General features: G+C 67.0%; 24 protein-coding genes. 10 read left to right on the top strand and 14 right to left on the bottom strand.

Features of this window, described 5'->3' with window-relative positions:
* Positions 1 to 2 precede the first annotated feature (2 nt).
* Positions 3 to 542 (bottom strand): hypothetical protein, encoded by a 540-nt coding sequence (locus tag J2852_RS14370; RefSeq protein WP_209876592.1) that lies wholly within the window; start codon positions 540 to 542, stop codon positions 3 to 5.
* A gap of 162 nt (positions 543 to 704) precedes the next feature.
* Between J2852_RS14370 and J2852_RS14365 the strand changes: the two genes are divergently transcribed.
* From J2852_RS14365 to J2852_RS14340, 6 genes are all read left to right on the top strand, one after another.
* On the top strand, positions 705 to 2,798 hold the full coding sequence (locus J2852_RS14365) for a carbon starvation CstA family protein (RefSeq protein WP_209876590.1): 2,094 nt from the start codon (positions 705 to 707) through the stop codon (positions 2,796 to 2,798).
* Positions 2,791 to 2,985, top strand: a complete 195-nt coding sequence (locus tag J2852_RS14360; protein ID WP_209876588.1) for a YbdD/YjiX family protein — start codon at positions 2,791 to 2,793, stop codon at positions 2,983 to 2,985. The genes J2852_RS14365 and J2852_RS14360 overlap by 8 nt, the downstream gene beginning before the upstream one ends.
* A gap of 40 nt (positions 2,986 to 3,025) precedes the next feature.
* Positions 3,026 to 3,787 carry a nucleotidyltransferase domain-containing protein gene (locus tag J2852_RS14355; protein ID WP_209876586.1) on the top strand — a complete coding sequence of 254 codons (762 nt, stop codon included), beginning with the start codon at positions 3,026 to 3,028 and terminating at the stop codon, positions 3,785 to 3,787.
* Positions 3,780 to 4,496 (top strand): metallophosphoesterase family protein, encoded by a 717-nt coding sequence (locus tag J2852_RS14350; RefSeq protein WP_246499641.1) that lies wholly within the window; start codon positions 3,780 to 3,782, stop codon positions 4,494 to 4,496. The genes J2852_RS14355 and J2852_RS14350 overlap by 8 nt, the downstream gene beginning before the upstream one ends.
* A gap of 137 nt (positions 4,497 to 4,633) precedes the next feature.
* The gene (locus tag J2852_RS14345) at positions 4,634 to 6,004 is read left to right on the top strand and encodes a globin-coupled sensor protein (protein ID WP_209876584.1); all 1,371 of its coding nucleotides are present in this window, start codon (positions 4,634 to 4,636) and stop codon (positions 6,002 to 6,004) included.
* Between the two features lie 223 nt (positions 6,005 to 6,227).
* Positions 6,228 to 7,118, top strand: a complete 891-nt coding sequence (locus J2852_RS14340; protein WP_209876582.1) for a DMT family transporter — start codon at positions 6,228 to 6,230, stop codon at positions 7,116 to 7,118.
* A 20-nt stretch (positions 7,119 to 7,138) separates the two neighbouring features.
* On the opposite strand, the gene maiA is transcribed toward J2852_RS14340, so the two are convergent.
* The 9 genes from maiA to J2852_RS14295 form a co-directional block, all read right to left on the bottom strand.
* On the bottom strand, positions 7,139 to 7,777 hold the full coding sequence (gene maiA, locus J2852_RS14335; protein ID WP_209876580.1) for a maleylacetoacetate isomerase: 639 nt from the start codon (positions 7,775 to 7,777) through the stop codon (positions 7,139 to 7,141).
* A 57-nt stretch (positions 7,778 to 7,834) separates the two neighbouring features.
* A complete protein-coding gene (locus J2852_RS14330; RefSeq protein WP_209876579.1) occupies positions 7,835 to 8,785 on the bottom strand; it encodes an MBL fold metallo-hydrolase in 951 nt (316 codons plus the stop codon).
* A 27-nt stretch (positions 8,786 to 8,812) separates the two neighbouring features.
* A complete protein-coding gene (locus tag J2852_RS14325; RefSeq protein ID WP_209876577.1) occupies positions 8,813 to 9,514 on the bottom strand; it encodes an ABC transporter ATP-binding protein in 702 nt (233 codons plus the stop codon).
* A gap of 13 nt (positions 9,515 to 9,527) precedes the next feature.
* The gene (locus J2852_RS14320) at positions 9,528 to 10,313 is read right to left on the bottom strand and encodes an ABC transporter ATP-binding protein (protein ID WP_209876976.1); all 786 of its coding nucleotides are present in this window, start codon (positions 10,311 to 10,313) and stop codon (positions 9,528 to 9,530) included.
* 41 nt (positions 10,314 to 10,354) lie between these two features.
* On the bottom strand, positions 10,355 to 11,332 hold the full coding sequence (locus tag J2852_RS14315) for a branched-chain amino acid ABC transporter permease (RefSeq protein WP_209876575.1): 978 nt from the start codon (positions 11,330 to 11,332) through the stop codon (positions 10,355 to 10,357).
* A 16-nt stretch (positions 11,333 to 11,348) separates the two neighbouring features.
* Positions 11,349 to 12,224 (bottom strand): branched-chain amino acid ABC transporter permease, encoded by an 876-nt coding sequence (locus J2852_RS14310; protein WP_209876573.1) that lies wholly within the window; start codon positions 12,222 to 12,224, stop codon positions 11,349 to 11,351.
* A gap of 252 nt (positions 12,225 to 12,476) precedes the next feature.
* Positions 12,477 to 13,643: an ABC transporter substrate-binding protein gene (locus J2852_RS14305; protein ID WP_209876571.1), complete on the bottom strand. Its 1,167-nt coding sequence runs from the start codon at positions 13,641 to 13,643 to the stop codon at positions 12,477 to 12,479.
* A gap of 136 nt (positions 13,644 to 13,779) precedes the next feature.
* Positions 13,780 to 14,190: a hypothetical protein gene (locus J2852_RS14300; RefSeq protein WP_209876569.1), complete on the bottom strand. Its 411-nt coding sequence runs from the start codon at positions 14,188 to 14,190 to the stop codon at positions 13,780 to 13,782.
* A gap of 85 nt (positions 14,191 to 14,275) precedes the next feature.
* Positions 14,276 to 15,094 carry a Phenylacetic acid catabolic protein gene (locus J2852_RS14295; RefSeq protein ID WP_209876567.1) on the bottom strand — a complete coding sequence of 273 codons (819 nt, stop codon included), beginning with the start codon at positions 15,092 to 15,094 and terminating at the stop codon, positions 14,276 to 14,278.
* 323 nt (positions 15,095 to 15,417) lie between these two features.
* On the opposite strand from J2852_RS14295, the gene paaX reads away from it, so the two are divergent.
* The 3 genes from paaX (at position 15,418) to J2852_RS14280 (ending at position 18,893) form a co-directional block, all read left to right on the top strand.
* Positions 15,418 to 16,398, top strand: coding sequence for a phenylacetic acid degradation operon negative regulatory protein PaaX (gene paaX, locus J2852_RS14290; protein ID WP_209876565.1), 981 nt, complete (start codon positions 15,418 to 15,420; stop codon positions 16,396 to 16,398).
* 278 nt (positions 16,399 to 16,676) lie between these two features.
* Positions 16,677 to 17,705, top strand: coding sequence for a diiron oxygenase (locus J2852_RS14285; protein WP_209876563.1), 1,029 nt, complete (start codon positions 16,677 to 16,679; stop codon positions 17,703 to 17,705).
* 123 nt (positions 17,706 to 17,828) lie between these two features.
* Entirely contained in the window at positions 17,829 to 18,893 is a 1,065-nt protein-coding gene (locus J2852_RS14280) for a 2Fe-2S iron-sulfur cluster-binding protein (RefSeq protein WP_209876561.1), read from the top strand.
* A 214-nt stretch (positions 18,894 to 19,107) separates the two neighbouring features.
* Here the strand turns inward: J2852_RS14280 and J2852_RS14275 are convergent, their stop codons facing one another.
* From J2852_RS14275 to J2852_RS14265, 3 genes are all read right to left on the bottom strand, one after another.
* Positions 19,108 to 19,674: a hemerythrin domain-containing protein gene (locus J2852_RS14275; RefSeq protein WP_209876559.1), complete on the bottom strand. Its 567-nt coding sequence runs from the start codon at positions 19,672 to 19,674 to the stop codon at positions 19,108 to 19,110.
* Entirely contained in the window at positions 19,671 to 20,708 is a 1,038-nt protein-coding gene (locus J2852_RS14270) for a fumarylacetoacetate hydrolase family protein (RefSeq protein ID WP_209876557.1), read from the bottom strand. Before J2852_RS14270 ends, J2852_RS14275 begins: the two co-directional genes overlap by 4 nt.
* Positions 20,709 to 20,837: 129 nt before the next feature.
* Complete coding sequence (locus J2852_RS14265; protein WP_209876555.1) at positions 20,838 to 21,962, bottom strand: homogentisate 1,2-dioxygenase; 1,125 nt, start codon at positions 21,960 to 21,962, stop codon at positions 20,838 to 20,840.
* A gap of 142 nt (positions 21,963 to 22,104) precedes the next feature.
* On the opposite strand from J2852_RS14265, the gene J2852_RS14260 reads away from it, so the two are divergent.
* Positions 22,105 to 22,617, top strand: coding sequence for a MarR family winged helix-turn-helix transcriptional regulator (locus J2852_RS14260; protein WP_209876553.1), 513 nt, complete (start codon positions 22,105 to 22,107; stop codon positions 22,615 to 22,617).
* Positions 22,618 to 22,621: 4 nt separating this feature from the next.
* Here the strand turns inward: J2852_RS14260 and J2852_RS14255 are convergent, their stop codons facing one another.
* Positions 22,622 to 23,248, bottom strand: coding sequence for a LysE family translocator (locus J2852_RS14255; protein ID WP_209876551.1), 627 nt, complete (start codon positions 23,246 to 23,248; stop codon positions 22,622 to 22,624).

The raw sequence follows: 23,248 nt of genomic DNA, 5'->3' as shown, positions 1-23,248 counted from the left end.
TCTCAGCCACCCCCGCCCGAGCCGCCCGTTCCACCGGGCGCGGTCTGCGACAGGCGGCGGGCCTGCGACAGGCTTTCCATGCACCGCGCCTCGTCCCCGTTCTTGGCCGCCGTGCGCGCGGCGGTGACGAGCGCCTCCATCTGCGCGTTCTGCGCCGCCGGGGCCATGGCGTCGCCGGTCGAACCGCTCGTCCCCGGCCCGGCGTCGGGCCGGACCGCCGGGGCGGTCGGCATGTTGCTGGAGCCGGCGCGCGGCGGCTCGATCACCGCCGTGTCGCCGACGGCGGGCGGTGTCACGACCCCGCCCGACTGGGCCAGCTTTTCGGACGACGCGGCCCCCTTACCGCCGCCGTTCTCGGCCGTCGAACCGGCAGAACCCGGCGTCGAGGGGACCGCCGTCGGCGGCGGGCTGGTGGACAGGCTGTGGTCGGCGGCGAAGCGTTCCACCAGATCGGCGCAAGACTGCGCGGACGCGGGCGCCGCCCCCCAAACGGACATCCCGGCGGCCACCAGCGCCGCCGTGATCCACCCTTCTCGATTCATCGCGAAGCCTCCCCAACAGCGATCCCTTCCACCAACGGTCCGGTGGCGTTGACGGTTCCCGGCCGGCATTCGTCCGGATTTTTGCCGTTCTCCCAGCCAACGCGGTGCCTTTTTCGCCGTTTGCGCTGTTTAGGGCTGAAGACGTGAACGGGAGCGTTCGCCATGGGCAGCAAGGTGAGCAGCAAGGCTTGGTCGGGGCTGAAATGGGTGCTGGTGACCGCCGCGCTGGCGGGCACCACCGGCTTCGTGGCGCTCAACCGGGGGGAGACGATCAACGCCGTCTGGCTGGTGATCGCGGCGGTCTGCGTCTTCCTGATCGCCTACCGGTTCTACAGCCTCTACATCGCCAACTCCGTGCTGCGGCTGGAGGCGGACCGGGTGACCCCGGCGGTGCGCTACAACGACGGGCTCGACTACGTGCCCACAGACAAGTACGTGCTGTTCGGCCACCATTTCGCGGCCATCGCCGGGGCGGGGCCGCTGGTCGGGCCGGTGCTGGCGGCGCAGATGGGTTGGTTGCCGGGCACCTTGTGGATCCTGATCGGCGTGGCTTTGGCGGGCGCGGTGCAGGACTTCGTCGTCCTGTTCGCCTCGACCCGCCGCGACGGCCGCTCGCTCGGCGACATCGCGCGGATGGAGATGGGGCCGGTCGCCGGCGTCATCGCCATGATCGGCGTGCTGCTGATCATGGTCATCCTGGTCGCCGTTCTGGCGCTGGTGGTGGTCAAGGCGCTGGTCGGCAGCCCGTGGGGCACCTTCACCGTCTTCGCGACGCTGCCCATCGCCATGTTCATGGGCGTCTACAGCCGCTACATCCGGCCGGGCCGCATCGGGGAGATGTCGGCCATCGGCTTCGTCCTGCTGATGGCGGCCATCGTCTTCGGCCAGACGGTGAGCGAGAGCCCGACGCTCGCCCCGCTGTTCACCTATTCCGGCACGGCGCTGGCGCTGATGATCATCGGCTACGGCTTCTTCGCCTCGGTCCTGCCGGTGTGGTTCCTGCTGGCCCCGCGCGACTATCTGTCCACCTTCCTGAAGATCGGCGCCATCCTGGGCCTCGCCGTCGGCATCATGTTCGTCCAGCCGGACCTGAAGATGCCGGCCGTCACCCAGTACATCGACGGCACCGGCCCGGTCTTCTCCGGCGCGCTGTTCCCGTTCCTGTTCATCACCATCGCCTGTGGTGCCGTGTCGGGCTTCCACTCCCTGATTTCGTCCGGCACCACGCCGAAGATGCTGGAGAACGAGACGCAGGCGCGCCTGATCGGCTACGGCGGCATGCTGACGGAGGCCTTCGTCGCCATCATGGCGCTGATCGCCGCCTGCATCCTGGAGCCGGGCGTCTATTTCGCCATGAACAGCCCGCCGGGCCTGATCGGGACCGACGCCGCGCAGGCCGCCCAGGTCATCAGCAGTTGGGGCTTCACCATCACGCCCGACACGCTGACCCAGATCGCCCACGACGTCGGCGAGTCCACCATCCTGTCCCGCGCGGGCGGCGCGCCGACGCTGGCCGTGGGCATGGCGCACATCCTGTCGGCGGCCATCGGCGGGCAGGCGCTGATGGCCTTCTGGTATCACTTCGCCATCCTGTTCGAGGCGCTGTTCATCCTGACCACGGTGGACGCCGGCACGCGCGTGCTGCGCTTCATGATCCAGGATCTGCTGGGCACCGCCGTCCCCTTCATGAAGCAGACGCAAAGCTGGCCGGCCAACCTGATCGCCACCACGCTGGCGGTCGGCGCCTGGGGCTATTTCCTCTACCAGGGCGTGGTCGATCCGCTGGGCGGCATCAACACGCTGTGGCCGCTGTTCGGCATCGCCAACCAGATGCTGGCCGCCATCGCGCTGATCATCTGCACGGTGGTGCTGTTCAAGATGAAGCGGCAAACCGGCGCCTGGGTGACCATCCTGCCGACCATCTGGCTTCTGATCTGCACGCTGACCGCCGGCTGGCAGAAGCTGTTCCACCCCGACCCCAAGATCGGCTTCCTGGCGCACGCCGACCTGTTCTCCACGGCGCTTGCCGAGGGCAAGGTCCTGGCCCCCGCCAAGACGGCGGCGGAGATGAGCCGCGTCATCGTCAACGACTATGTGGACGCCACCCTGTGCGGCCTGTTCATCGCCGTGGTGCTGGCGATGGTGGTCTTCGGCATCCTGTGGATCCGCCGCGCCTCGGCCGAACCGCGCGCCACCGCGCACGAGGTCACCGGCCCGGCCGCCCCGGCGCGGTCCGGAGGGGTGGGCCATGCGTGAGGCGATGGATCTCTATCTCGCCATGCGGCGGACGGCGCGGCTGATGGTCGGCATTCCCGACTACGACACCTACGTCGCCCACCGCCGCGAAACCCACCCGGACGAACCCGTCATGACCTACGAGGAGTTCTTCCGCTACTGCCAGGACCGCCGCTACGACCCGAAGAACGCGCGCGGCTGCTGTTGATCGAGCTGTTGCCGATTGGGATTCTGCTGAGGAGACCTTGATGACCGAGACCCGCGAGGGCAGCGCAGACGTTACCCCCGAGGCCGAGGCCTTCTACACCGAAAGCCTGAAACTGCTGAAGGATTCGCAAATCCCGTTCCTGCTGGGCGGCACCTACGCGGTCAGCGCCTACACGGGCATCACCCGGCCGACCAAGGACATCGACGTGTTCTGCCGGGGCGGCGACTTCCCGCGCATCCTGGCCTATTTCCAGGACCGCGGCTTCGAGACCGAAATCGAGGACGAGCGCTGGATCGGCAAGGTCAAGCACGGCAAGCTGTTCTTCGACGTGATCTTCAATTCGGCGGTCGCCATCAACCCGGTCAGCGACCGCTGGTTCGAGGAGGACCACCGCGCCATCATCTGCGGCGCCGACGTGCAGTTGATCCCGCCGACGGAGATGGTCTTCTCCAAATCCTTCGTGCAGATGCGCCACAAGTACGACGGCCCCGACGTCGCGCACCTGATCCTGAAGCAGCACGCGGCCATCGACTGGAAGCGTTTGCTCGCGCACATGGAGCAGTATTGGGAGGTCCTGCTGATGCAGGTCCTGAACTTCCGCTTCATCTACCCGACGGAGCGTGACTGCATCCCCGGCTGGCTGTTGGAAGAGCTTCTGAACCGCCTGCACGAGCGCGCGAAGCTGCCCATCCCGCAGACCCGCATCTGCCGGGGCCGGCTGTTCTCGCGCGAGGATTACCTGATCGACGTCACGGAATGGGGGTTCGCCGACGTCGTCGGCGAAGAGACGAAGCATGGCTGAAGGGAGCTTGAAGGTCGCCGCCATCGGCGACATCCACGTGGGCGAGACCTCCGTCCACCCGTACCGCGAGCTGTTCCGCGAAATCTCCGACCGGGCCGACGTGCTCGTCCTGGCCGGCGACCTGACCAACCACGGCAAGCCGCGCGAGGCGGAGGTGCTGGCCGAGGATCTGCGCGGCATCGGCATTCCGGTCGTCGCCGTTCTCGGCAACCACGATTACGAGTGCGGCCATGTGGAGGAGATGCAGCACATCCTGGAACAGGCCGGAGTGCGCTTTCTCGACGGCAATCCGCAGGAAATCCGGGGCGTCGGCTTCGCGGGCGTGAAGGGCTTCGGCGGCGGCTTCGAGAACCGCATGCTCGACGCCTTCGGCGAATCCGCCATCAAGCAGTTCGTGCACGAGGCGGTGAACGAGGCCATGCGCCTGGAAAGCGCGCTCCGCCAGCTGGAGACCGAACGGATCATGGTCGTCCTCCACTACGCCCCCATCGCCGACACGGTGCGCGGCGAACCGCCGGAGATCTTCCCCTTCCTCGGCTCCTCCCGCCTCGCCGAAACCATCGACCGCTTCCACGTCCGCGCCGTGGTGCACGGCCATGCCCACCACGGCAGCTATTCGGGCAAGACCATGCGCGGCACGCCCGTCTACAACGTCGCCCAAACGATCGAGAAGGAATCGGGTCGCCCCTACGCCCTGATCGAGGTATAGGACGAAGGCCGCGCCTCGGTATTTTCTGCTAGGCCGTCTTTCGGCGAAATCCGATGCGCGGAATCCTTCGTATTTTCCGCATCGGCAACGCCACGCATGGGGCACGGCATGCCGCAGGGAAAGAAAAAGAAAATCCAATGACGCAGACCGCGTTCACGGCAAGCCGTTCCGCGACCGACGCGAAGAACCGGCGGTTTTCCAGTTTCGACATCGGCAGGGCCGATCTTGAACGTCTGAAGCAGAACGCGGCCTTCGCCGAGCAGACCCTGCCGGGGCTCCTTGAACAGTGGCATCGGCGTTTCGCCGAATGGCCGGAGATCCAGTCGGCCCTGACGCACCCCGAGGTGCACAAGGCGCGCGTCGAGCATTGGGTCCGCGTTGCGTCCGGGCGCCTCGACGACGGTTTCCTGGAGTCGGCCAAGCGCCTCGCCACCGTCTTCTATGAAAACGACGTGCCCGGCTACGCGGTCGCGCTGTGCCATTCCACGGTCGTCAACGGCATCATCGAAGCCTTGAACCTGACCGACGACGCCGGCGGGTCGCTGTTCGGCCGGAAGGAAAGGGAACGGAAGGCGGCACTGCGCGCCACGCTCAACAAGGTGGCGTGGCTGGATCTCGAAATTCTGCTGGAGACCTACACCGAGATTGAGCGCGAAAGCCGCCGCAGGATGCTGCAGCAGCTGGCCGACAATTTCGAGGACAGCGTGAAGGGCATCGTCCAGGGCACCGTCGCGGCGTCCAACCAGATGCAGGGCAGCGCCCAGCGCATGGCGCAGATCGCCACGGCAACCAGCGCGCAGTCGATGGAAGTCTCCTCGGCCGCCGAACAGGCGTCGGTCAACGTCCAGACCGCCGCCGCCGCCGCGGAACAGCTGACCGCCTCCATCGCCGAGATCGGCCGTCACGTCGGCCAATCGTCCCAGATCGCCAACGCCGCCGTGAAGGAGGCGCAGCGCACTAACGAGACGGTCAGCGGTCTGGTCGACGCCGCCCAGAAGATTGGCGAGGTGGTGGCGCTCATCAACAGCATCGCCAGCCAGACCAACCTTCTGGCGCTGAACGCCACCATCGAGGCGGCGCGGGCCGGAGAGGCCGGCAAGGGCTTCGCCGTCGTGGCGCAGGAGGTCAAGAGCCTCGCCAACCAGACCGCCAAGGCCACCGAGGACATCCAGAATCAGGTTGTCGGCATGCAGGAGGCCGCGCGCGGCTCGGCGGACGCCATCCGGGACATCGGCGCCACGATCACCCACATCGACGAGATCGTCGCCACCGTCGCCGCCACCGTCGAGGAGCAGTCCGCCGCCACCCGTGAAATCGCCCGCAACGTCCGGGAAGCGGCAGCCGGCACCCGCAGCGTCACCCACACCATCACCGGCGTGACCCGCGCCTCGACCGAGACCGGCACCATCGCCGACGAGGTTCTTCAGGCAGCCACCCTGCTGCACCGTCAGGCCGACTCCCTGAGCGACGGGGTGGACAGCTTCCTCCAGCGCATCCGCGAGTCCTAAAGCGAACTGTCGTTCGCTTTAGGTCCAAATGGCCTCACTCGCCGGCCGGGCTTCGGACGCATGGGCGTCCGGGACCGCCGTCGCGGTCCTGAGCGGATCAAAATCCGCTCTAAAACACGGGTCGAAACGTGGGGCGGCCATGCGCGCGGAACACTTCCGCGCGCCCGTTCTTCCATCGTAGGGTGCGATCCGTTCCGCCCTACGACGAGTTCATCCCCCCATTATGCTGATCGCCAATCTCGCCGCACTCGGCGCCGCGCTCTGCTGGGCCGCCGGCGGGCTGATCGCCATCGGACCGGTGCGCGCCATCGGCCCCGTCGCCTTCAACCGTCTGCGCATGATCGTCGCCGCTGTCGGGCTGGCCGCCGCGACGACGGCGCTCGGCACCTGGGAGACGCTGGACCCGCGCACCGCCGTCATATTGGCCCTGTCCGGCGCGGTCGGCATCGTCCTGGGCGACACGGCGATGTTCTGGGCGCTGAACCGGCTCGGCCCCCGCCGCAACACCGTGGTCTACGCCACCAACGCGCCGCTGACCGCTGTTCTCGCCTGGATCGTGCTGGACGAGGCGCTGGGGCCGTGGACCGCGCTGGGCATCGCGCTGGTGACGGCCGGCGTCATGCTGGCGGTCTTTTTCCGCTCCGGCGCGCAAACGCACGACTGGGAGTCGGTACGCGGCCATCTGCTGGTCGGCATCGGCGCCTGCCTGACGGCGGCCCTCTGTCAGGCGGCCGGGTCGGTCATCGCCAAACCGGTCATGGCGGCCGGCGCCGACCCCATCGCCGCCGCCACGGTGCGCGTCGGCACGTCGGCCCTGCTGCTGTTCGGCAGCAGCCTGTTGCCCGGCCAACGCCCCGGCATCGGCGCGGACCTGCAACCGCGCATCGTCGCGCAGGTCGCGGTCCAGAGCTTCATCGGCCTCGGCCTCGGCATGACGCTGCTGCTGGTCGGGCTGGCGCACGGCAACGCCGGCGTGGTCGCCACCCTGTCGGCGACCAGCCCGGTCCTGATCCTGCCCATGCTGTGGGTCATGACCCGCCAGATCCCCGGCCCCGGCGCCTGGGCCGGTGCGGCCATCGCCGTGCTCGGCGTGGCACTGATCGTGAACCGGTAACGCGCAAAGCCTGAGCGGTTCTACGCCTCGGCGTCCGGCTGGTGCTCCGGCAGCGCGTCGGCGAAGGCCGGGATGGCGAGGCAGGCTTCCTCGATCCGCCGCAGCGTCGGATAACCGCTCAAGTCGCAGTCGAAGCGCCGAGCGTTGGTCATCTGCGGCACCAGACAGACGTCGGCGAGGCTGACCGCATTCCCGTGGCAGAAGCGCCCGGTCTGCGGATCGCCGGCCAGCTGCGCCTCCAGCCCGTCCAGCCCCTCCGCGATCCAGTGCCGGTACCAGCCGTCCACCTCCGCCTGCGAATGCCCCATCGCCTTCAGACGCTGGAGCACCCGCAGGTTGTTCAGCGGATGGATGTCGCAGGCCACCGCCAGCGCCAGCGAGCGCACCCGCGCCCGCCCCAGCGGATCCCCAGGCAGGAGCGGCGGTTCGGGGTGCGTCTCGTCCAGATACTCGACGATGGCGAGCGACTGAGTCAGCACCCGCCCGTCCACCTCCAGCGCCGGCACCAGCTTGTGCGGGTTCAGGCCGGCGAAGGGCGCGGCCTTCTGCTCCCCCTTGCGCAGGTGGACGAAGGCCTGTTCGGCCTCAATGCCCTTCAGGTTCAGCGCGATGCGCACCCGAAACGCGGCGGAGGAGCGGAAGTAGCCGTGCAGTTTCATGAAGATCCCCAAAGGCCCCTCTCCCAGCCCCGCTGGGAGAGGGGGAAACAAGCGCGATCAGCCCTGCAACGCTTCCCACATCTCGCGGTCGCGTTCGGCGGTCCAGATCTTCGGATCGCGCAGGCCGCCGGCCTCGTCATAGGCGCGCGACACGTCGAAAGGCAGGCAGTGCTCGAAGATCACCCAGCCGCCGAACTGCGGCTCCAGCGCAGTCCGCGCCTCGGTGAAGGCGTCCCGAAGCGACGCGCCCTTGTTCCGCGCCTGCTTCACCGTCTGGTACATCAGCGCGACGAAGGCGCGGGTCTCGTTGATGGCCTTGCCGCACAGCTCCGGCGTCATCAGCGCGTCGCCGCGCCCCGGCACCAGCCGCGCCGGGTTCAGCGCCGCCAGGCGGTAGAGCGTCTGCGGCCAATCCTCCAGATAGGCGTCGCCGGTGTAGGGGGTGGCCCCGTACTCCACGAGGTCGCCGGAATAGAGCACGCGGTCCTCCGGCAGCCAGACGACCGTGTCGCCCTTGGTATGCCCGCGGCCGAGCTGCATGATCTCCACGCGCTTCTTGCCCATGAAGACGGTCAGCTTGTTCTCGAAAACGATGGTCGGCCAGGTCAGGCCGGGGATGCTTTCCGAACCCTGGAACAGACGCGGGAAGCGGCCCAGTTCGGATTCATAATCCTGCTGCCCGCGCTCCACGATAAGATCATACGTATCCCGGCTGGCGATGATCTGTTCGGCGTTGTAGCCGCTCGCCCCCAGCACGCGCACGGCGTGATAGTGGGTCAGCAGCACGTACTTGATCGGCTTGTCGGTGACCGTGCGGATGTGGGCGATGACGTCCTCGGCCATACGCGGCGTGGCCTGGGCGTCGATCACCATCACGCCGTCGTCGCCGACGATGACGCCGGTGTTAGGATCGCCCTCGGCGGTGTAGGCGTAGGCGCCGGGCGCCAGCTCGGCGAAGGTGACCTTCTTCTGCTCAAGGTCGCCGGTGGACGCGAAGGCTTTGGACATGGATCGCTTCCTCTCCTCGATATTCTTTTAAAGGCCCAGATAGGCCTGCTTGACGCGCTCGTTCGCCAACAGGGCGGAGCCGCTGTCGTGCAACGTGATCTCGCCCGTTTCGATGACATAACCCCGGTCGGCGATGGCCAGCGCGGCGTAGGCGTTCTGCTCGACCAGAAGGATGGTGGTGCCCTGCTCCTTCAGCCGCTCCACAGCGTTGAAGATCTCGCCGACCAGCAGCGGGGCAAGCCCCATGCTCGGCTCGTCCAGCAGCAGCACGCGGGGCTTCGCCATCAACGCGCGGCCGATGGCGACCATCTGCTGCTGCCCGCCCGACAGCGTGCCGGCCGGCTGGTCGCGCTTCACCTTAAGGACCGGGAACATCGCGTAGAGTTCCTCCAGATCCCGCTCCGGATTCCCGCCGCGCCGGTAGGCGCCAAGGCGCAGGTTGTCCTCCACCGACTGCGGCCCGAACAGCTGGCGCCCTTCCGGCACCTGGATCAGCCCTTCCGCCACGCGCTGGTGCGCGGGCATGCGGGTGATGTCGCGCCCTTCGAACTTGATGGTGCCGCTGGTCGCCGGGTGCACGCCGGACAGGGTGCGCAGCAGCGTCGTCTTGCCGGCCCCGTTGGCGCCGACCAGCGCCACCAGCTCGCCCTCCCCCACGGTCAGGCTGGCCGACTTCAGCGCGTGGATGCGCCCGTAATGCGCGTTGAGGCCCTCGATTTCCAAAAGCATCGTCCAGGCCCCCTCAGTCCATGGTGCCGAGATAGGCCGCGACCACGTCCGGATTCGCGGCGACCTCGGCCGGCGTTCCCTCGGCCAGCTTGCGGCCGTAGTTCAGCGCGGTGATCCGGTCGGAGATGCCCATGACCATCTTCATGTCGTGCTCGACCAGGATGACGGTGATGCCCGACGCGGCGACCTTCTTGATGACCTCGTCGATCTCGCGGCTTTCCGTCGCGTTCAGACCGGCGGCGGGCTCGTCCAGCAGCAGCAGCTTCGGCTCCGACGCCAGCGCGCGGGCGATCTCCAGCCGCTTCAGCGCGCCGTAGGGCATGGAGGAGGCGTGCGCGTCCACATACTTCGCCAGACCGACCGACGCCATCAGCTCCGCCGCGCGTTCCTTGGCCTCCCGATCCTTCCGCACCAGCGACGGAAAGCGGAACAGCGCCGGCAGCAGCGTGCCGTTCAGGTGCAGGTGCCGCCCGACCATCACGTTCTCGACGGCCGTCATGTTGAAGAAGATCTGCAAGTTCTGGAACGTGCGCGACATGCCGCGCGCCGCCAGCTTGTAAGGCGGCAGGCCGGACACCGTCGCCCCGTCGAACAGCACCGTGCCGCCGGACGGCTTGTAGACGCCGGTGATCAGGTTGAACAGCGTGGTCTTGCCCGCGCCGTTCGGCCCGATGATCGAATGGATGTCGCCCTTCGCGACCGTGAAGCTCAGGTTTTCGATGGCGAGCACGCCGCCGAACTCGCGGCTCAGATTTTCCACGCGCAGCAGCGCCTGGGAGGGATGGGCCACGGGGGACATGGGCTCGTCCTCGGGCTGGATGGGGGCGTTGGCAAGCATGGTCATGCCCGCCTCCGCTGGGCGATCAGCCCTTCGATCGTGGGCAGCAGGCCCTTGGGCATGAAGACCATGGTGAACATCAGGATCGCCCCCAGAACGATCTGCGAGTAGTCCTGGAACACGGTCAGCGCCTGCGGCAGCACGGTCAGCACGACCGCGCCGATCACCGCCCCGAAGGTCGAGGCCATGCCGCCGAACACCACCATGGTGACCAGCTCGATGGACTTGAAGAAGTCGGCCTTGGCCGGCGTGATCAGCCCCGTGTAGTGGGCGAACAGGCTGCCCGCCACGCTGGCGAACACGGCCGACACGACGAAGACCATGACCTTGTACCGGGTGGTGTCCACGCCGACGACCTCGGCCGCCACCTCCGACCCGTGCACCGCGCGCAGCGCGCGGCCGACCGGGCTGTCGATCAGGTTCAGGCTCAGCCACACGGCGATGAACAGCATCACGCCGACGACCCAGTACCAGGTCTTCTCGCCGTACAGCTCCAGCCCGAAGATCTTGAAGCTGTCCACCATCATGCCGTCCGGCCCGCCGGTCAGCCCGGTTTCGGTGCGCAGCACGATGGACACGATGATGCCGATGCCCAGCGTCGCCATCGCCAGATAGTGGCCCTTCAGCCGCAGGATCGGCTTCGCCAGCAGAAAGGCGAGGACGCCGACGAACAGGGCGCCGACCAGCAGCGCCGCGATGGGCGGCCATCCGTAGGTCGTGACCAGGATGCCCGACGCGTACGCCCCGATGCCGAAGAAGCCGGCGTGCCCCAGGCTGATCTGCCCGGCATAGCCGATCAGCAGGTTCAAGCCCACGCAGACGATGGCGTTGAATCCAGCCAGGATGGCGATGTCTAGATAGAAGTTGTTGGTCAGTGCAAGCGGCAGCACGGCGATGACGACGGCCAGCGCCGCGAGGCTGAGCAGCCGCGTGTTGATCGGCTGCGCTGCGGCCGTACGCGTGGCGGCGATTTGGACCATGGCGGTGTACGTCTCCTCACACGCGCTCGGTGCCGCGCTTGCCGAACAGACCGCTCGGCATGAACAGCAGCACCAGAAGGATGATGACGAAGGCGACGGCGTCCTTGTAAGCCGACGAGATGTATCCGGCGCCCAGCGCCTCGGCGACGCCGACGATCAGGCCGCCCGCGACCGCGCCCGGCCCGTTGCCGAGCCCGCCCAGCACCGCCGCCGTGAAGCCCTTCAGCCCCAGCATGATGCCCATCTCCGTGTAGGAGAAGGTGATCGGCGCCACGACCGCGCCGCCCATGGCGCCCAGCGCCGCCGACAGCGCGAAGGAGATCAGCACGACCCGCTTCACGTTGATGCCGACCAGCTGCGCGGCCAGCCGGTTGTGCGAGGTGGCGAGCATCGCCTTGCCGGTCAGCGTCCTGTTGAAGAAGGTGCCGATGGCGACGATCAGCACGGCGGCGCAGCCGATGACCCACAGCGACTGCGGCTGCATCGAGGCGCCCAGGATGTTGATCGGCGTCTCGCCCGAGAAGGCTTCCAGCCGCTTGAAGTCCTTGCCCCAGACCAGCTCCGCGACGCCGCGCAGGAAGATCGAGGCGCCGATGGTGATGATGATCAGCGTCACGACCGAGGCGTTGCGCGCCCGCTCCACCGTGAATTTGGCGACCAGCACGCCGACGATCATCGCCCCGCCGCAGCCCATCAGGATGGCGAGCGGCAGCGGCACGCCCGAGGCGGTCAGGGTCGCGGCGGCCATGCCGCCGATCATGATGAATTCGCCCTGGGCGAAGTTGATGACGTGGCTGGCGTTGTAGATGATCGAGAAGCCGAGCCCGGCCAGCGCGTAGATCGCGCCGATCGTCAGCCCCGACAACATGTATTGCAGGAATTCGGCGAACATCGTCCGGTCGTCTCCACCCGGTGTGCTTAATTCCCTCTCCCGCCCCGGGAGAGGGTGGCCCGAAGGGCCTCTCGCGCTGGCCAAAGGCCAGCGCTGACCGCGTCAGGCGGATGCCTATGGCATCCGCTGAGAGCCGGGTGAGGGTACGGCCGAGAATCAGTGTCCCCTCCGCACCTGCACCCTCACCCTCCCACCGCTTCGCGGTGGGCCCCTCCCTCTCCCGGGACGGGAGAGGGGGCTTCGGAGCCTCCCTTACTTCACCAGCGTCCAGTCGCCCTGCTTGATCTCCACCATGTGGAAGGCGTCGAGGCCCAGGCCCATGTGGTCCTTGGCGGTCATGTTCACGACGCCGCCGGTGCCGACATAGCCCTTGGTCTGCTCGATGGCGTCGCGCAGCTTGGCCTTGTCGGTGCCGCCCGCGCGCTTCACCGCGTCCAGCGCGATCATCAGGCCGTCATAGGCGTGACCGGCGAAGGTCGAGACCTCCGACTTGAAGGCGTCCTCGTAGACCTTGGTGAACTCGGTCACGACCTTCTTCTGCGGGTCGCTGTCGGGCAGCTGGTTGGCGACGACCAGACCGGCCGCCGGCAGACGCACGCCCTCAGCGGCGCCGCCGGCCAACCGGATGTATTCCTTCGACGCAACGCCGTGCGACTGGTAGAGCGGCAGGTTGATGCCCAGCTGGCGGTAGTTCTTGGTCACCACCGCCGGTCCCTGGCCGAGACCGAAGACCAGCACGGCCTGGGCGTTCGGGTTGTTCTTGATCTTGGTGAGCTGCGCGGTGACGTCGGTGTCCTTGGCGCCGTAGGTCTCGTCGGCGACGATCTCGATCCCGCTTTCCTTGGCCGCCTTCAGCGTCTCCTCACGGCCGGACTTGCCGAAGCCGGAATCCTCCGACACCAGCGCCAGCTTGGTCAGGTTGCGCTTCTTCATGTCCTCCATGACCTTGTCGGCGGCCATGCGGTCGGTGTGCGGGGTCTTGAACACCCACTTCTTCACCGGATCGACGATCACGACCGCGCCGGCCAACGAGATGAAGGGCACCTCGCCGCGCTCCACCAGCGGGACGGCGGCCATGGTGGCGGCGGTGGTGGTGCCGCCGACGATCACGTCCACCTTGTCGCTCTCGATCAGGCGCTTGGTGAAGGAAGCGGCCTTGTCGGCCGCCCCGCCGTCGTCGTAGAGGAACAGCTGCACCGGGCGCCCATCGACGCCGCCGGCCTTGTTGATCCGGTCAACATACAGCTCCATCACGCGCTTTTCCGGCTCGCCCAGGAAGGAGGCCGGGCCGGTCGCCGACAGGAATGAGCCGACCTTGATCGGCTCGGCGGCCGTCGCAGTTCCCGCGGCCAGGCCAAAGGTGACGGCCCCGAGGACCGTGGCCGCGGCGGCGACCGTGTTCAGCAAGCGCTTTCCCATGCGTTTCTCTCCCGTTTGGTTCGCCTGTTCAGTCGGCGGTTTGATTCGCATAATGTTTCAAACGAAATTATTTCTCTAGCAATAATTCCGGCAAGCGGCATCGGACCGCACCGGGGTGCGGCCCGACCCGTGCGTCTCAATGCTGAATGAGAAGTCCGGCCAGCCGCACCCGCGCGGCGCCGAAGGCCTCCACGCTGTCCTCGTAGGCGTCGCGGGCGACGGCGTACGCCTCCACCCCATCGGTGCAGATGCCGCGCGCGAAGAGATCGCGGTGCAGTTCTTCGCACCGCCCCAGCGTCACGTCGCTGATCAAGCGCTGGCGGATGTAGGCCCGCGCCGCGTCCCGCGCCGCCGGGGGCAGTTCGTCGAAGGCCGGCACATGGGGCAGCGCCTGCGTGGCGAAATCGCCGCGCAGTTCGTCCCACAAGGCCACCCAGTTGATGAACTCGTCGGTGGGAACGTGATCGAGCGTCCTGGACCCGAAACGGGCCAGCACCCGCCGGCCGGCGGACAGCAGGCGGTCGGGCGTCGCGTGCGTGTGGGCCATGGTTTCCTCCCCCATGCTTTCCAAAGCTGGACCCAAAGCGCAAAAGCCGGCGCGCGGATCTTTCCGTCGCGCCGGTCGGACACCGTTAGGCCACGGCGTGAACCGGGGCGTCGGCGGCCTCGTAACTGACGCGCATATCATAGTCCGGATCGACGCCGGTGGGCATCGGAATCCCGACTTCCCGCAGCCGTTCTTCGAGCAGTTGCAGGTATTCCGCCTGCAATTCTTCCGGCTTCTTCACCTTCAGCCCGTATTCGTAATACAGCTCGAAGTTGGCGGAGCGCGCCTCGCCGAGCGACGGCCGGCCGAAGAAGCCAAGGCCCATGCGCATGAACTTCGGGATGCGCGCGGCCATGTCCTCCCGCGCGGCGTCGCCGCCGAATTCCAGCACGCGCTTGGCCGCCCAGACGCCGAAGGCGAGGTGGCCGAACTCCTCCTTGTGGATGCGCGCGTTGACCCGCGCCCACGGCAGGTAGGAGCAGTCGCGATACTGGCCGAGGAAGGCGACGGCGGCCGGCGTGACCACGGTCGAGAACAGCGCCACGTCGGTCCAGCTGTCGAAGAACCGCTCCCAGTTCTGGCGGCGGAAGCCGTTGATGACGTTGACCTTGCCGGGGTCGGGATTGTCCGGGTGGGCGACCAGTTCCTGCAGCCGCGCGTCCACGTCCACGCCCAGATCCTGCATCAGATTCCAGACGTAATAGGCGTGCCCCATCTCCTCCATGACTTTCTTGGAGAGGCGGTAGGCTTCTTCCGGCCGCGGGGCGAAGCGCATGTTTTCCGCCACGCGCTGGGCGCCGGCGTATTCGGAATCCCCCTGGAACGACATCAGATGCAGCAGCGCCTTCCGATAGTCGTCGGGAAGCAGATCCCCCTTGTCGTAGGTCTTCCACGTCGTGGGCATGTTTCCTCCGTCCTCGCCGGTTCACCCCATCGGCGGCCGCATTTTCGGGCTCGCGGGAGTGTCGACGTTATGACACAAACTGTGTTATTGATTGGACGGTAGTGTATCACATTGACGCTTGTCAAACGGAAATTCGGCGTTCGCTAATGTCAAAACCGGCAAAAAGGAAACGAAATTTCCGTTTTTGTTCATGGGCTTAGAATTGGCTTCCGAAGAACCGCCACGACGTGACCGGTATAGCCAGACAGGACGCATATCCTCTATAAAGTTGGTATCACACCGATGCGCTTAGCCCTGCCCGCCAATCGGAAGAGTTCCTGAGCATGCCCCGTCCGCGCCGCCCCGAAGACCTGGTCGCCCCGCTGATCGAGACCATCGCCCCGCGCGCCAAGTCGCTCATCATCACGGTCTACGGCGACGCGATCCTGCCGCATGGCGGCTCCGCCTGGCTGGGCAGCCTGATCGACCTGATGGCGCATTTCGGGCTCAGCGAGCGCATCGTCCGCACCTCGGTCTTCCGGCTGTGCAAGGACGACTGGCTGACCAACACCCAGATCGGCCGGCGCAGCTTCTACCGCGTCACCGAAAGCGGGCACGAGCGGTTCGCCGCGGCCGAGCGGCGCATCTACGCGCCGCTGGTGCGCGGCTGGGACCGGGGCTGGCACCTGCTGCTGGTGGCGCCCAACGCGCTCGACGTCGAGACGCGCGAGAAGCTGCGGCGGGAGCTGGTCTGGCAAGGTTTCGGCGCCGCCGCCAACAACGTCTTCGCCCACCCCAACTGCGACGAGGCGGCGATGCACCGCCTGCTCGCCGAACTGGGCATCGCCGACAAGGTCGTGCACATGAAGGCGACGCACGACCGGGCGTCCGGCTACGGCCCCTTGCGCGAACTGGTGCGCGGTTTCTGGGACGTGGACCAGCTGGAGCGCGACTACGCCGGCTTCCTGGATCGCTTCCGCCCGGTGTGGCAGGCGCTGGATTCCACCGACTCGCCCGATCCGCGCCTGTGCTGCGTGCTGCGCACGCTGATGATCCACGATTTCCGCCGCATCCTGCTGCGCGACCCGATGCTGCCGCCCGACCTGCTGCCGCCGGACTGGCCGGGGCAGGAGTCGCGCATGCTGACGCGCAACATCTATCGCCTTGTCCGCCAACCGGCGGAATCCTTCCTGATGTCCGCCCTGACCACCGCCAACGGCCCCCTGCCCGAGGCGCAGCCTGCCTTCAACGCCCGCTTCGGCGGCCTGCTGGACGGCGAGCCGGACAACATCCGCGAACTGCCCCAGCGCGGCGCGGTCGGGTAAACCCTTCGAAAAAAGCGATACACCCAACTCCAATTATGGAGATTTTTCGCGTCGCCACGCGCCGCGAAGCGCTCACGCTTGCCTAAATTCAGCGTGATAACAGCAACTTAGAGCAATCTTCACCCCGCCACAAAAGCGATACAAATTCCTGTTGCTGATCGCTAAACACTGTGTCACGTTAATGAACATACGGCGCGCCACTGCCGCGCCCCATGCGCATGAACCGGGCACACAAGAACGAACGGCCCGGCCCGCAAAACCTCAGGAGGAAATGCCGGATGGCCAAGGATTACACCCCGATCGCGAACACCATGGAGTTCCCGCCGGACACGCCGCAGCCCAACGTCTATCCGCTGTCCTGGGAATCCCACACCAAGAAGCTGGAAGAGGTGTGGACCGCGGCACAGCGCGAGAACTGGGACCCGGCCAAGCTTCCGTGGGACAGCTTCGACGTGTCGAAGTATTCGTGGGAAGAGCGCGAGGCGATCGCTTACTGGTGGACGATCCTGTCGGTGTTCGACGCGTCGGCCCCGCCGGTCTTCGCCCACGCCCTGATCAAGACCTACGAGGTCCACGAGGAAGACCCCGTCCGCCGCTGCTTCTTCTCCGTCACCCGTGACGAGCAGAACCACGAGCAGATGTGCGGCATGGCCATCACCAAGCTGCTGGACGCCACCAGCCCGCTGACCTACGTGCCGAAGACGGAACTCGGCAAGCGTCTGCAGCGCAACGCCCACTGGCTCTACTACAACGGCGGCCGCTACTGGGACGGCTACAAGAAGGCGGTGCCGAAGTATTCGCTGGCCGTCCTCTTCAGCTCCTTCCTGATGGGCGAGATCGCGGCGGCGACCATCTTCCACCAGATGGCGGCGGGCTGCACCGAGCCGGTCTTCAAGGAGGCCTTCCGCAACATCGGCCGCGACGAGGGGCGCCACATGGCGATCTGCATGTCGGTGATGGAGCGCGACTATCCGCACCTGGAGGTCGAGGACCGCGCCGTCATCACCAAGCAGATCCGCGCCGGCTACCTGTTCCTGTCGGCCGTGCTGTTCGAGCCGCCGCCGCAGTTCTGGGACCTGCCGGACGACTTCATCGCCACCCAGCGCGAGGCCGAGGAGGTCGCCCGCAAGGCCGGCTTCCACATCCCGACCTACGAGGCGAAGAAGGAGAACTGGCGCAACGCCATGCTGAACCTGAAGGGCGTTCTCGACCGCTACAACATTCCCTTCCCGGCGATCCCCGAGGTCGGCATCACCGGCGAGGAAGTCCGCGACGTCGATATGGACGAGATCATTCCCGTCTTCTGAGCGTTTTTAGAACATCGGCACGAACTGACGTACGGCCGGCAGGGCACCGCCCTCGCCGGCCGGATCTTCCGAATAAGAATCAACCAAGAGCCTATCAACCAAGAGTCTAGGGAGGACTCGTCCGTGAGCCGCATCCGCCTCCATCCCTCGGGCCGCGACGTCGAATGCCGCGAGGGCGAGACCGTGCTTTCGGCGCTGGAGCAGGCCGGCTACGCCCTGCCCAACAACTGCCGCGCCGGGGCCTGCGGGGAATGCAAGGTCAAGGTGCTGAGCGGCCAATTCGACCAGGGCATGGTGCTGGACATGGCGCTGTCCCAGGCCGAGCGGAAGGACGGCTACGGCCTGATGTGCATGGCCAAGCCCATCTCCGAGGAACTGGTCATCGAATACGGCACCGCCGACGCGCAGCCCAAGCTGTTCCCGCCGCGCGAAAACGTGCTGTTCATCGTCACCGACCGCATCCAGCGCACGCCGCGCATCGTGGAGCTTCTGCTGCGCCCGCTGGGCCAGCCGCTGCGCTATTGGCCCGGCCAATACGTGATGCTGGGCGACGAGTCCGCCGGCATCCCGCCGCGCTGCTACTCCATCGCCAACGCGCCGCGCGCCGACGGGGAGATCGCCTTGCAGATCACCCGCGCCGAGGGCGGGGCGACCAGCATGTGGGTTCATGACACGCTGAAGGTCGGGGACATGGTGAAGCTGTCCGGCCCCTACGGCACCTTCATCGGCGATCCGTCGGTGGACACGCCGGTGTTGTGCATGGCGGCCGGCTCCGGCCTCGCGCCCATCCTGGCGCTGGCCGACGCGGCGCTTCGGCGCGGCTACCGCCAGCCGGTGACTCTGCTGTTCTCCGCCTGCACGGCCGACGACGTCTACGACCGCGGCCTGATGGCCTACTGGCAGGCCAAGCACCGGAACTTCAAGTTCCTGACCACGCTGACCCGCGAGCAGAATGACGGCCCCAATAAAGAAGGATTGCGTGGCCGCATCCCGGTTGTCCTGCCCACCCTGTTCAAGGACCTGTCGGCGCACAGCGTGTTCATCGCCGGCAGCCCCGCCTTTGTCGAAGACTGCGCCTACGCCGCCAAGGCGCTGGGCGCACGGGACGAGCTGATCCACAGAGAAGGCTACGTCTCGCAAGCCATCCCGGTGGCCCCGCCAGCCGAGCGGCTTGTGGCCAACGGGTGAAGGGGCGTCCCCTGACGCGGTCGGCCCAGCCGGCCGCACCCCGACAGATCAATGCGACAGCATCGATTGAAAGGGGCGGTCGGCCCACCGCCGACCGGGCAAGGACGCGATAGACCCCACTGAACGCCCGGATCGCAAGGTCCGGGCGCTTTTTTTTGCTCTGCTCCCTGCCCCTCCCCCGACTTTGGCGGGGGAGGGGCAGGGAGGGGGCTCCTCAATGCGCGTCGGCCAGCCCGTAGGGAGCCGGCGCCAGATTCACCACGCGGGAATAGAGCGCCCGTACGCTTTCCTGGGCGTCGTCGCTGAACAGCGGGTCCTTGTTGTCGGCGAAGGCGGCGTTGATCTCCACCCAATCCTCGGGGCGGAGCGCCTGTTTCGCCATGGGCATCACCACGCCCTCTTCCTTTTGCAGATGCCGCAGCTGAAGGCGCCGGTAATCCTCGGCCACAGCGCGGAAGTTCTCAGCACCGCTCGGCTCGCCCGCCCGGTAGGCGTCCAGCGCGGCGCGCAATCCGTTTGTGGCCTTCAGGCACAGGTCGTGCTCGGCTTCCAACTCGTCCAGGATGCCCGCAGCGTCCGGGTCGCGCGCGCGCAACGCCGTGAACAGGAACCGGTCTTCCTTGGGATGATGGTAGGTGTCCGGGAATTGCTGGAGATAGTCCACGATGGCCGTCAGCAGCGGGAAGTCGGGCTCGGCCTCCCGCAGCACGATGTCGAAGATGTTGACCACCCGCATCAGGTTGCGGTGCTCGGTCTTGATGACGTTCAGCGCGTCGGTCATTGGCCCCTCCCTTCAAGAGTCGACCCTCCGTACCGCACCACCTCCTGGTCGATGGCGCCGAAGACGCTGCCGCCGGTCTCGTCGAACAGCTCGATCCGCACGCGGTCGCCGAAGCGCATGAAGGGGGTCTGCGGCTTGCCCGTCTCGATGGTCTCGATCGTGCGGATTTCGGCAAGGCAGGAATAGCCGACACCGCCCTGCCCCACCGGCTTGCCCGGCCCGCCGTCCAGCTTGTTGGACACGGTTCCCGACCCGATGATCGACCCCGCCGCCAGGAAGCGCGTCTTCGCAGCGTGCGCCACCAGCGTCGGGAAGTCGAAGGTCATGTCCACCCCGGCGTTCGGCGTGCCGAACAGTTCCCCGTTCAGGTGGGTGACCAGCGGCCGGTTGACCTTGCCGCCGTCCCAAGCCCCGCCCAACTCGTCCGGCGTCACCGCGACAGGGGAAAAGCTCGACGCGGGCTTGGACTGGAAGAAGCCGAAGCCCTTCGCCAGTTCCGCCGGGATCAGGCTGCGCAAGGACACGTCGTTGACCAGCATCAGCAGCCGGATGTGCCCGCGCGCCGCGTCCGCCGAGACGCCCATCGGCACGTCGTCGGTGATGACGGCGATCTCGGATTCGAAGTCGATGCCGAACGCCTCGTCCGCCACCGGGATCGGGTCGCGCGGACCGAGGAACGCGTCGGAACAGCCCTGGTACATCAGCGGATCGGTCCAGAAGCTCGGAGGCATTTCCGCCCCGCGCGCCTTTCGCACCAACTCCACATGGTTGACGTAAGCCGACCCGTCCGCCCACTGGTAAGCGCGCGGCAGCGGCGAGGCCGCCAGCGCCGGATCGAACGGCTCGTCCGACGCCGCGTCCGCGTTCAACGCGCGATAGGCCTCCTCCAGCTTCGGCGCGACCTCCGCCCAGCCGTCGAGCGCCGCCTGCAAGGTCGGCGCGATGCCGGGGACCGCCCGGCACCGTGTCAGATCCTTCGACACCACCACGAGCGTGCCGTCACGGCCGCCCGCCTTCAGGGTTGCCAGCTTCATGCCGGGTCCTTCCTCCCAATATGTTTTTTCACCACCAAGACACAAAGACACCAAGGGTCCAAAGCTCGTTTAAGCCTGGGATTCTTGGTGTCTCGGTGCCTTGGTGGTGAATCCCTCTCCCGCGATGCCTTACTTCGCCTTCCAGCTGTCGACGTAGCCCGTCCACTCGGTCGCGGCCATGCCCTCGTAGACGTCCAGCGGGTCGCGGGTGTCGAGCATCACGGCGACCTCGTCCGTCTCCTTGCGTTCGAACTTCTGGGCGATCTCGTAGGCCTTCGGGTGCGGCCCGTGCGGGAAGCCCGAGGGGTGATAGGTCACCATCCCCGGATGGATGTTGTCGCGCGAGAAGAACTGGCCGCGGTGATAGAACAGCACCTCGTCGTAGTCCTCGTTGGAATGATAATAGGGCAGCTTCAGCGCCTCCGGATCCGACTCAATCGGACGAGGCACGAAGGTGCAGATCACGAACCGCGCCGACACCCAGGTGCAGTGCGCGCTGGGCGGCAGGTGGTAGCGGTGGCTCATCAGCGGCCGGATGTCGCGCCAGTTGATGCGCACCGGCGCCAGATCGCCGTGCCAGCCCACCGCGTCCAGCGGGTTGAACGGGTAGACCATGGAGCTGACCCGGCCCCGCTTCTTCACGCGCACGACCGTCTCACGCTCGTTCTTCTGGCCCTGGAAAGCGTCGTCCAGCACCGGCACGTCCAGCACCGCCGGGTCAAAGATCGCGTGCGTCCCGACCAGCCCCTTGTGCGGCAGCTGGTAGGCGTCGTTGGTCGCCTCGATCATCAGCGCGGTGACCGGCTCGTCGCTTTCCAGACGCCAGGCGGTGTTGCGCGGCAGCACGACATAGTCGCCCTCGCGCACCTCCAGATGACCGTAGTCGCAGAACAGATGCCCGCCGCCTTGGTGGAAGAACAGCAGGTCGTCGCCGTCGGCGTTGCGCACCAGATGCTCCATCTTCCCCCGGAAGCGCCACATCCGCACCTGCGTCGCCCCGTTGCCCATCAGCCTCACGGCGTTCAGCGGGCAGTCGGAGAATTCCTCCGACCGGTTCAGGTCGAAGGCGCGCGGGCGCAGGTCGCCGTCGAAGCTGGTCCAGCCGGTCGGCGGGTGGGCGTGGTGCATCTGGGTCGCCGGGCCGAAAAAGCCCTCGCGCCCCATCTCGCGCTCATAGGTCCCGGCCGGCAGACGGACGTGGGCCTGACGGGTCGCGGTGCCTTCCACGCGCGGAAACGAGATCCAGTTCTTCATGGCGATCCTCCCAGATCGTTTTGGCCAAGCGATTTTATGATGCGTGTTCGCTGCCCCTCAGTTTAGTTTCATATGAAACAGTTGCAAGCAGAAAATCCTCGCGCAGGATGAGCGGACGCAACCGCAACAAGCGCGACGCCCCATGCCCCAAGCCCGCCGCAAGCGTTCGGAGTCCACGCCCGATGGCGCCACGCTGCACCTGACCCGCTTCCTGCCCTACCGGCTGTCGGTGCTGGCCAACACGGTCAGCCACACGGTGGCGAAGCTGTATGAGAAGCGCTTCGGCATCACGATCCCGGAATGGCGGATCATCGCCGTGCTGGGCGGCGGGGAGACGCTGAGTGCCGGCGAAATCGCCCAGCGCACGGCCATGGACAAGGTGCAGGTCAGCCGCGCCATCAGCCGCATGCTGGATTCCGCCCTGATCCTGCGGGAATCCGGCGACACCGACCGCCGCAAGGCGCTGCTGACCCTGACGCCGAAGGCGCTGGACATCTACACGCAGATCGTGCCCCTGGCGCTCGCCTACGAGGCCCAGCTGACCAGCGCCCTGACGGAGGAGGAAGCGGCCCTGCTCGACCGGCTGCTGAGCAAGATGCAGGCCCAGGCCGACCAGCTGTCCTCCGCGCCGGAACAGCGGCTGCCCAAGACCTGAGGATTTACGCGGTCGGCCGGCGCACGAAGGCCAGCATCAGCCCGAAGCCGATCATCAGGCTGCCGCTCGCCCGATTGAACCAGCGAAAGGCGTTGCCGCCCTTCACCACGGAGCCGAGCCGCGCGCCGATGGCCGCGTAGATCGTCATGGCGACCACCTCCAGCGCCAGGAACGACGCGCCCAGCACCGCGAAGCTCGTCAAGTAGTTCGCCGGATCGATGAACTGCGGGAAGAAGGCGGTGAAGATCAGGATGGCCTTCGGGTTGCCGGCCGCCACCCAGAACTCCTGCAACATCAGGCTCTTCAGCGACAGCGGCGCACCGCCCGCCTCGCTCCCCACCACCGGCGCGCCGGAGCGCAGCAGCTTCACCCCGATCCACACCAGATAGGCCGCACCCAGCCACTTCACGACGGTGAAGACCAGCTCCGACGTCGCCAGCAGCGCGCCCAGCCCCAGCGCCGTGATCAGGATCATCGCCGCGAAGGCCGCCAGCCGCCCGCTCGCCGCGATGGTCGCCCGCACCGCGCCGTCCCGCGCGCCGTTGGTCAGCGACAGCAGGTTGTTCGGCCCGAACGCCATATTCAGCGCGAAACAGGCGGGCAGAAAGACCAGCAGGGTTTCCAACGTCAT

The organism is Azospirillum soli (genome assembly GCF_017876165.1).
Classification (GTDB): domain Bacteria; phylum Pseudomonadota; class Alphaproteobacteria; order Azospirillales; family Azospirillaceae; genus Azospirillum; species Azospirillum soli.
The sequence above is the reverse complement of the archived record's forward strand: the minus strand, read 5'-3'. Positions and strand labels throughout refer to the sequence as shown.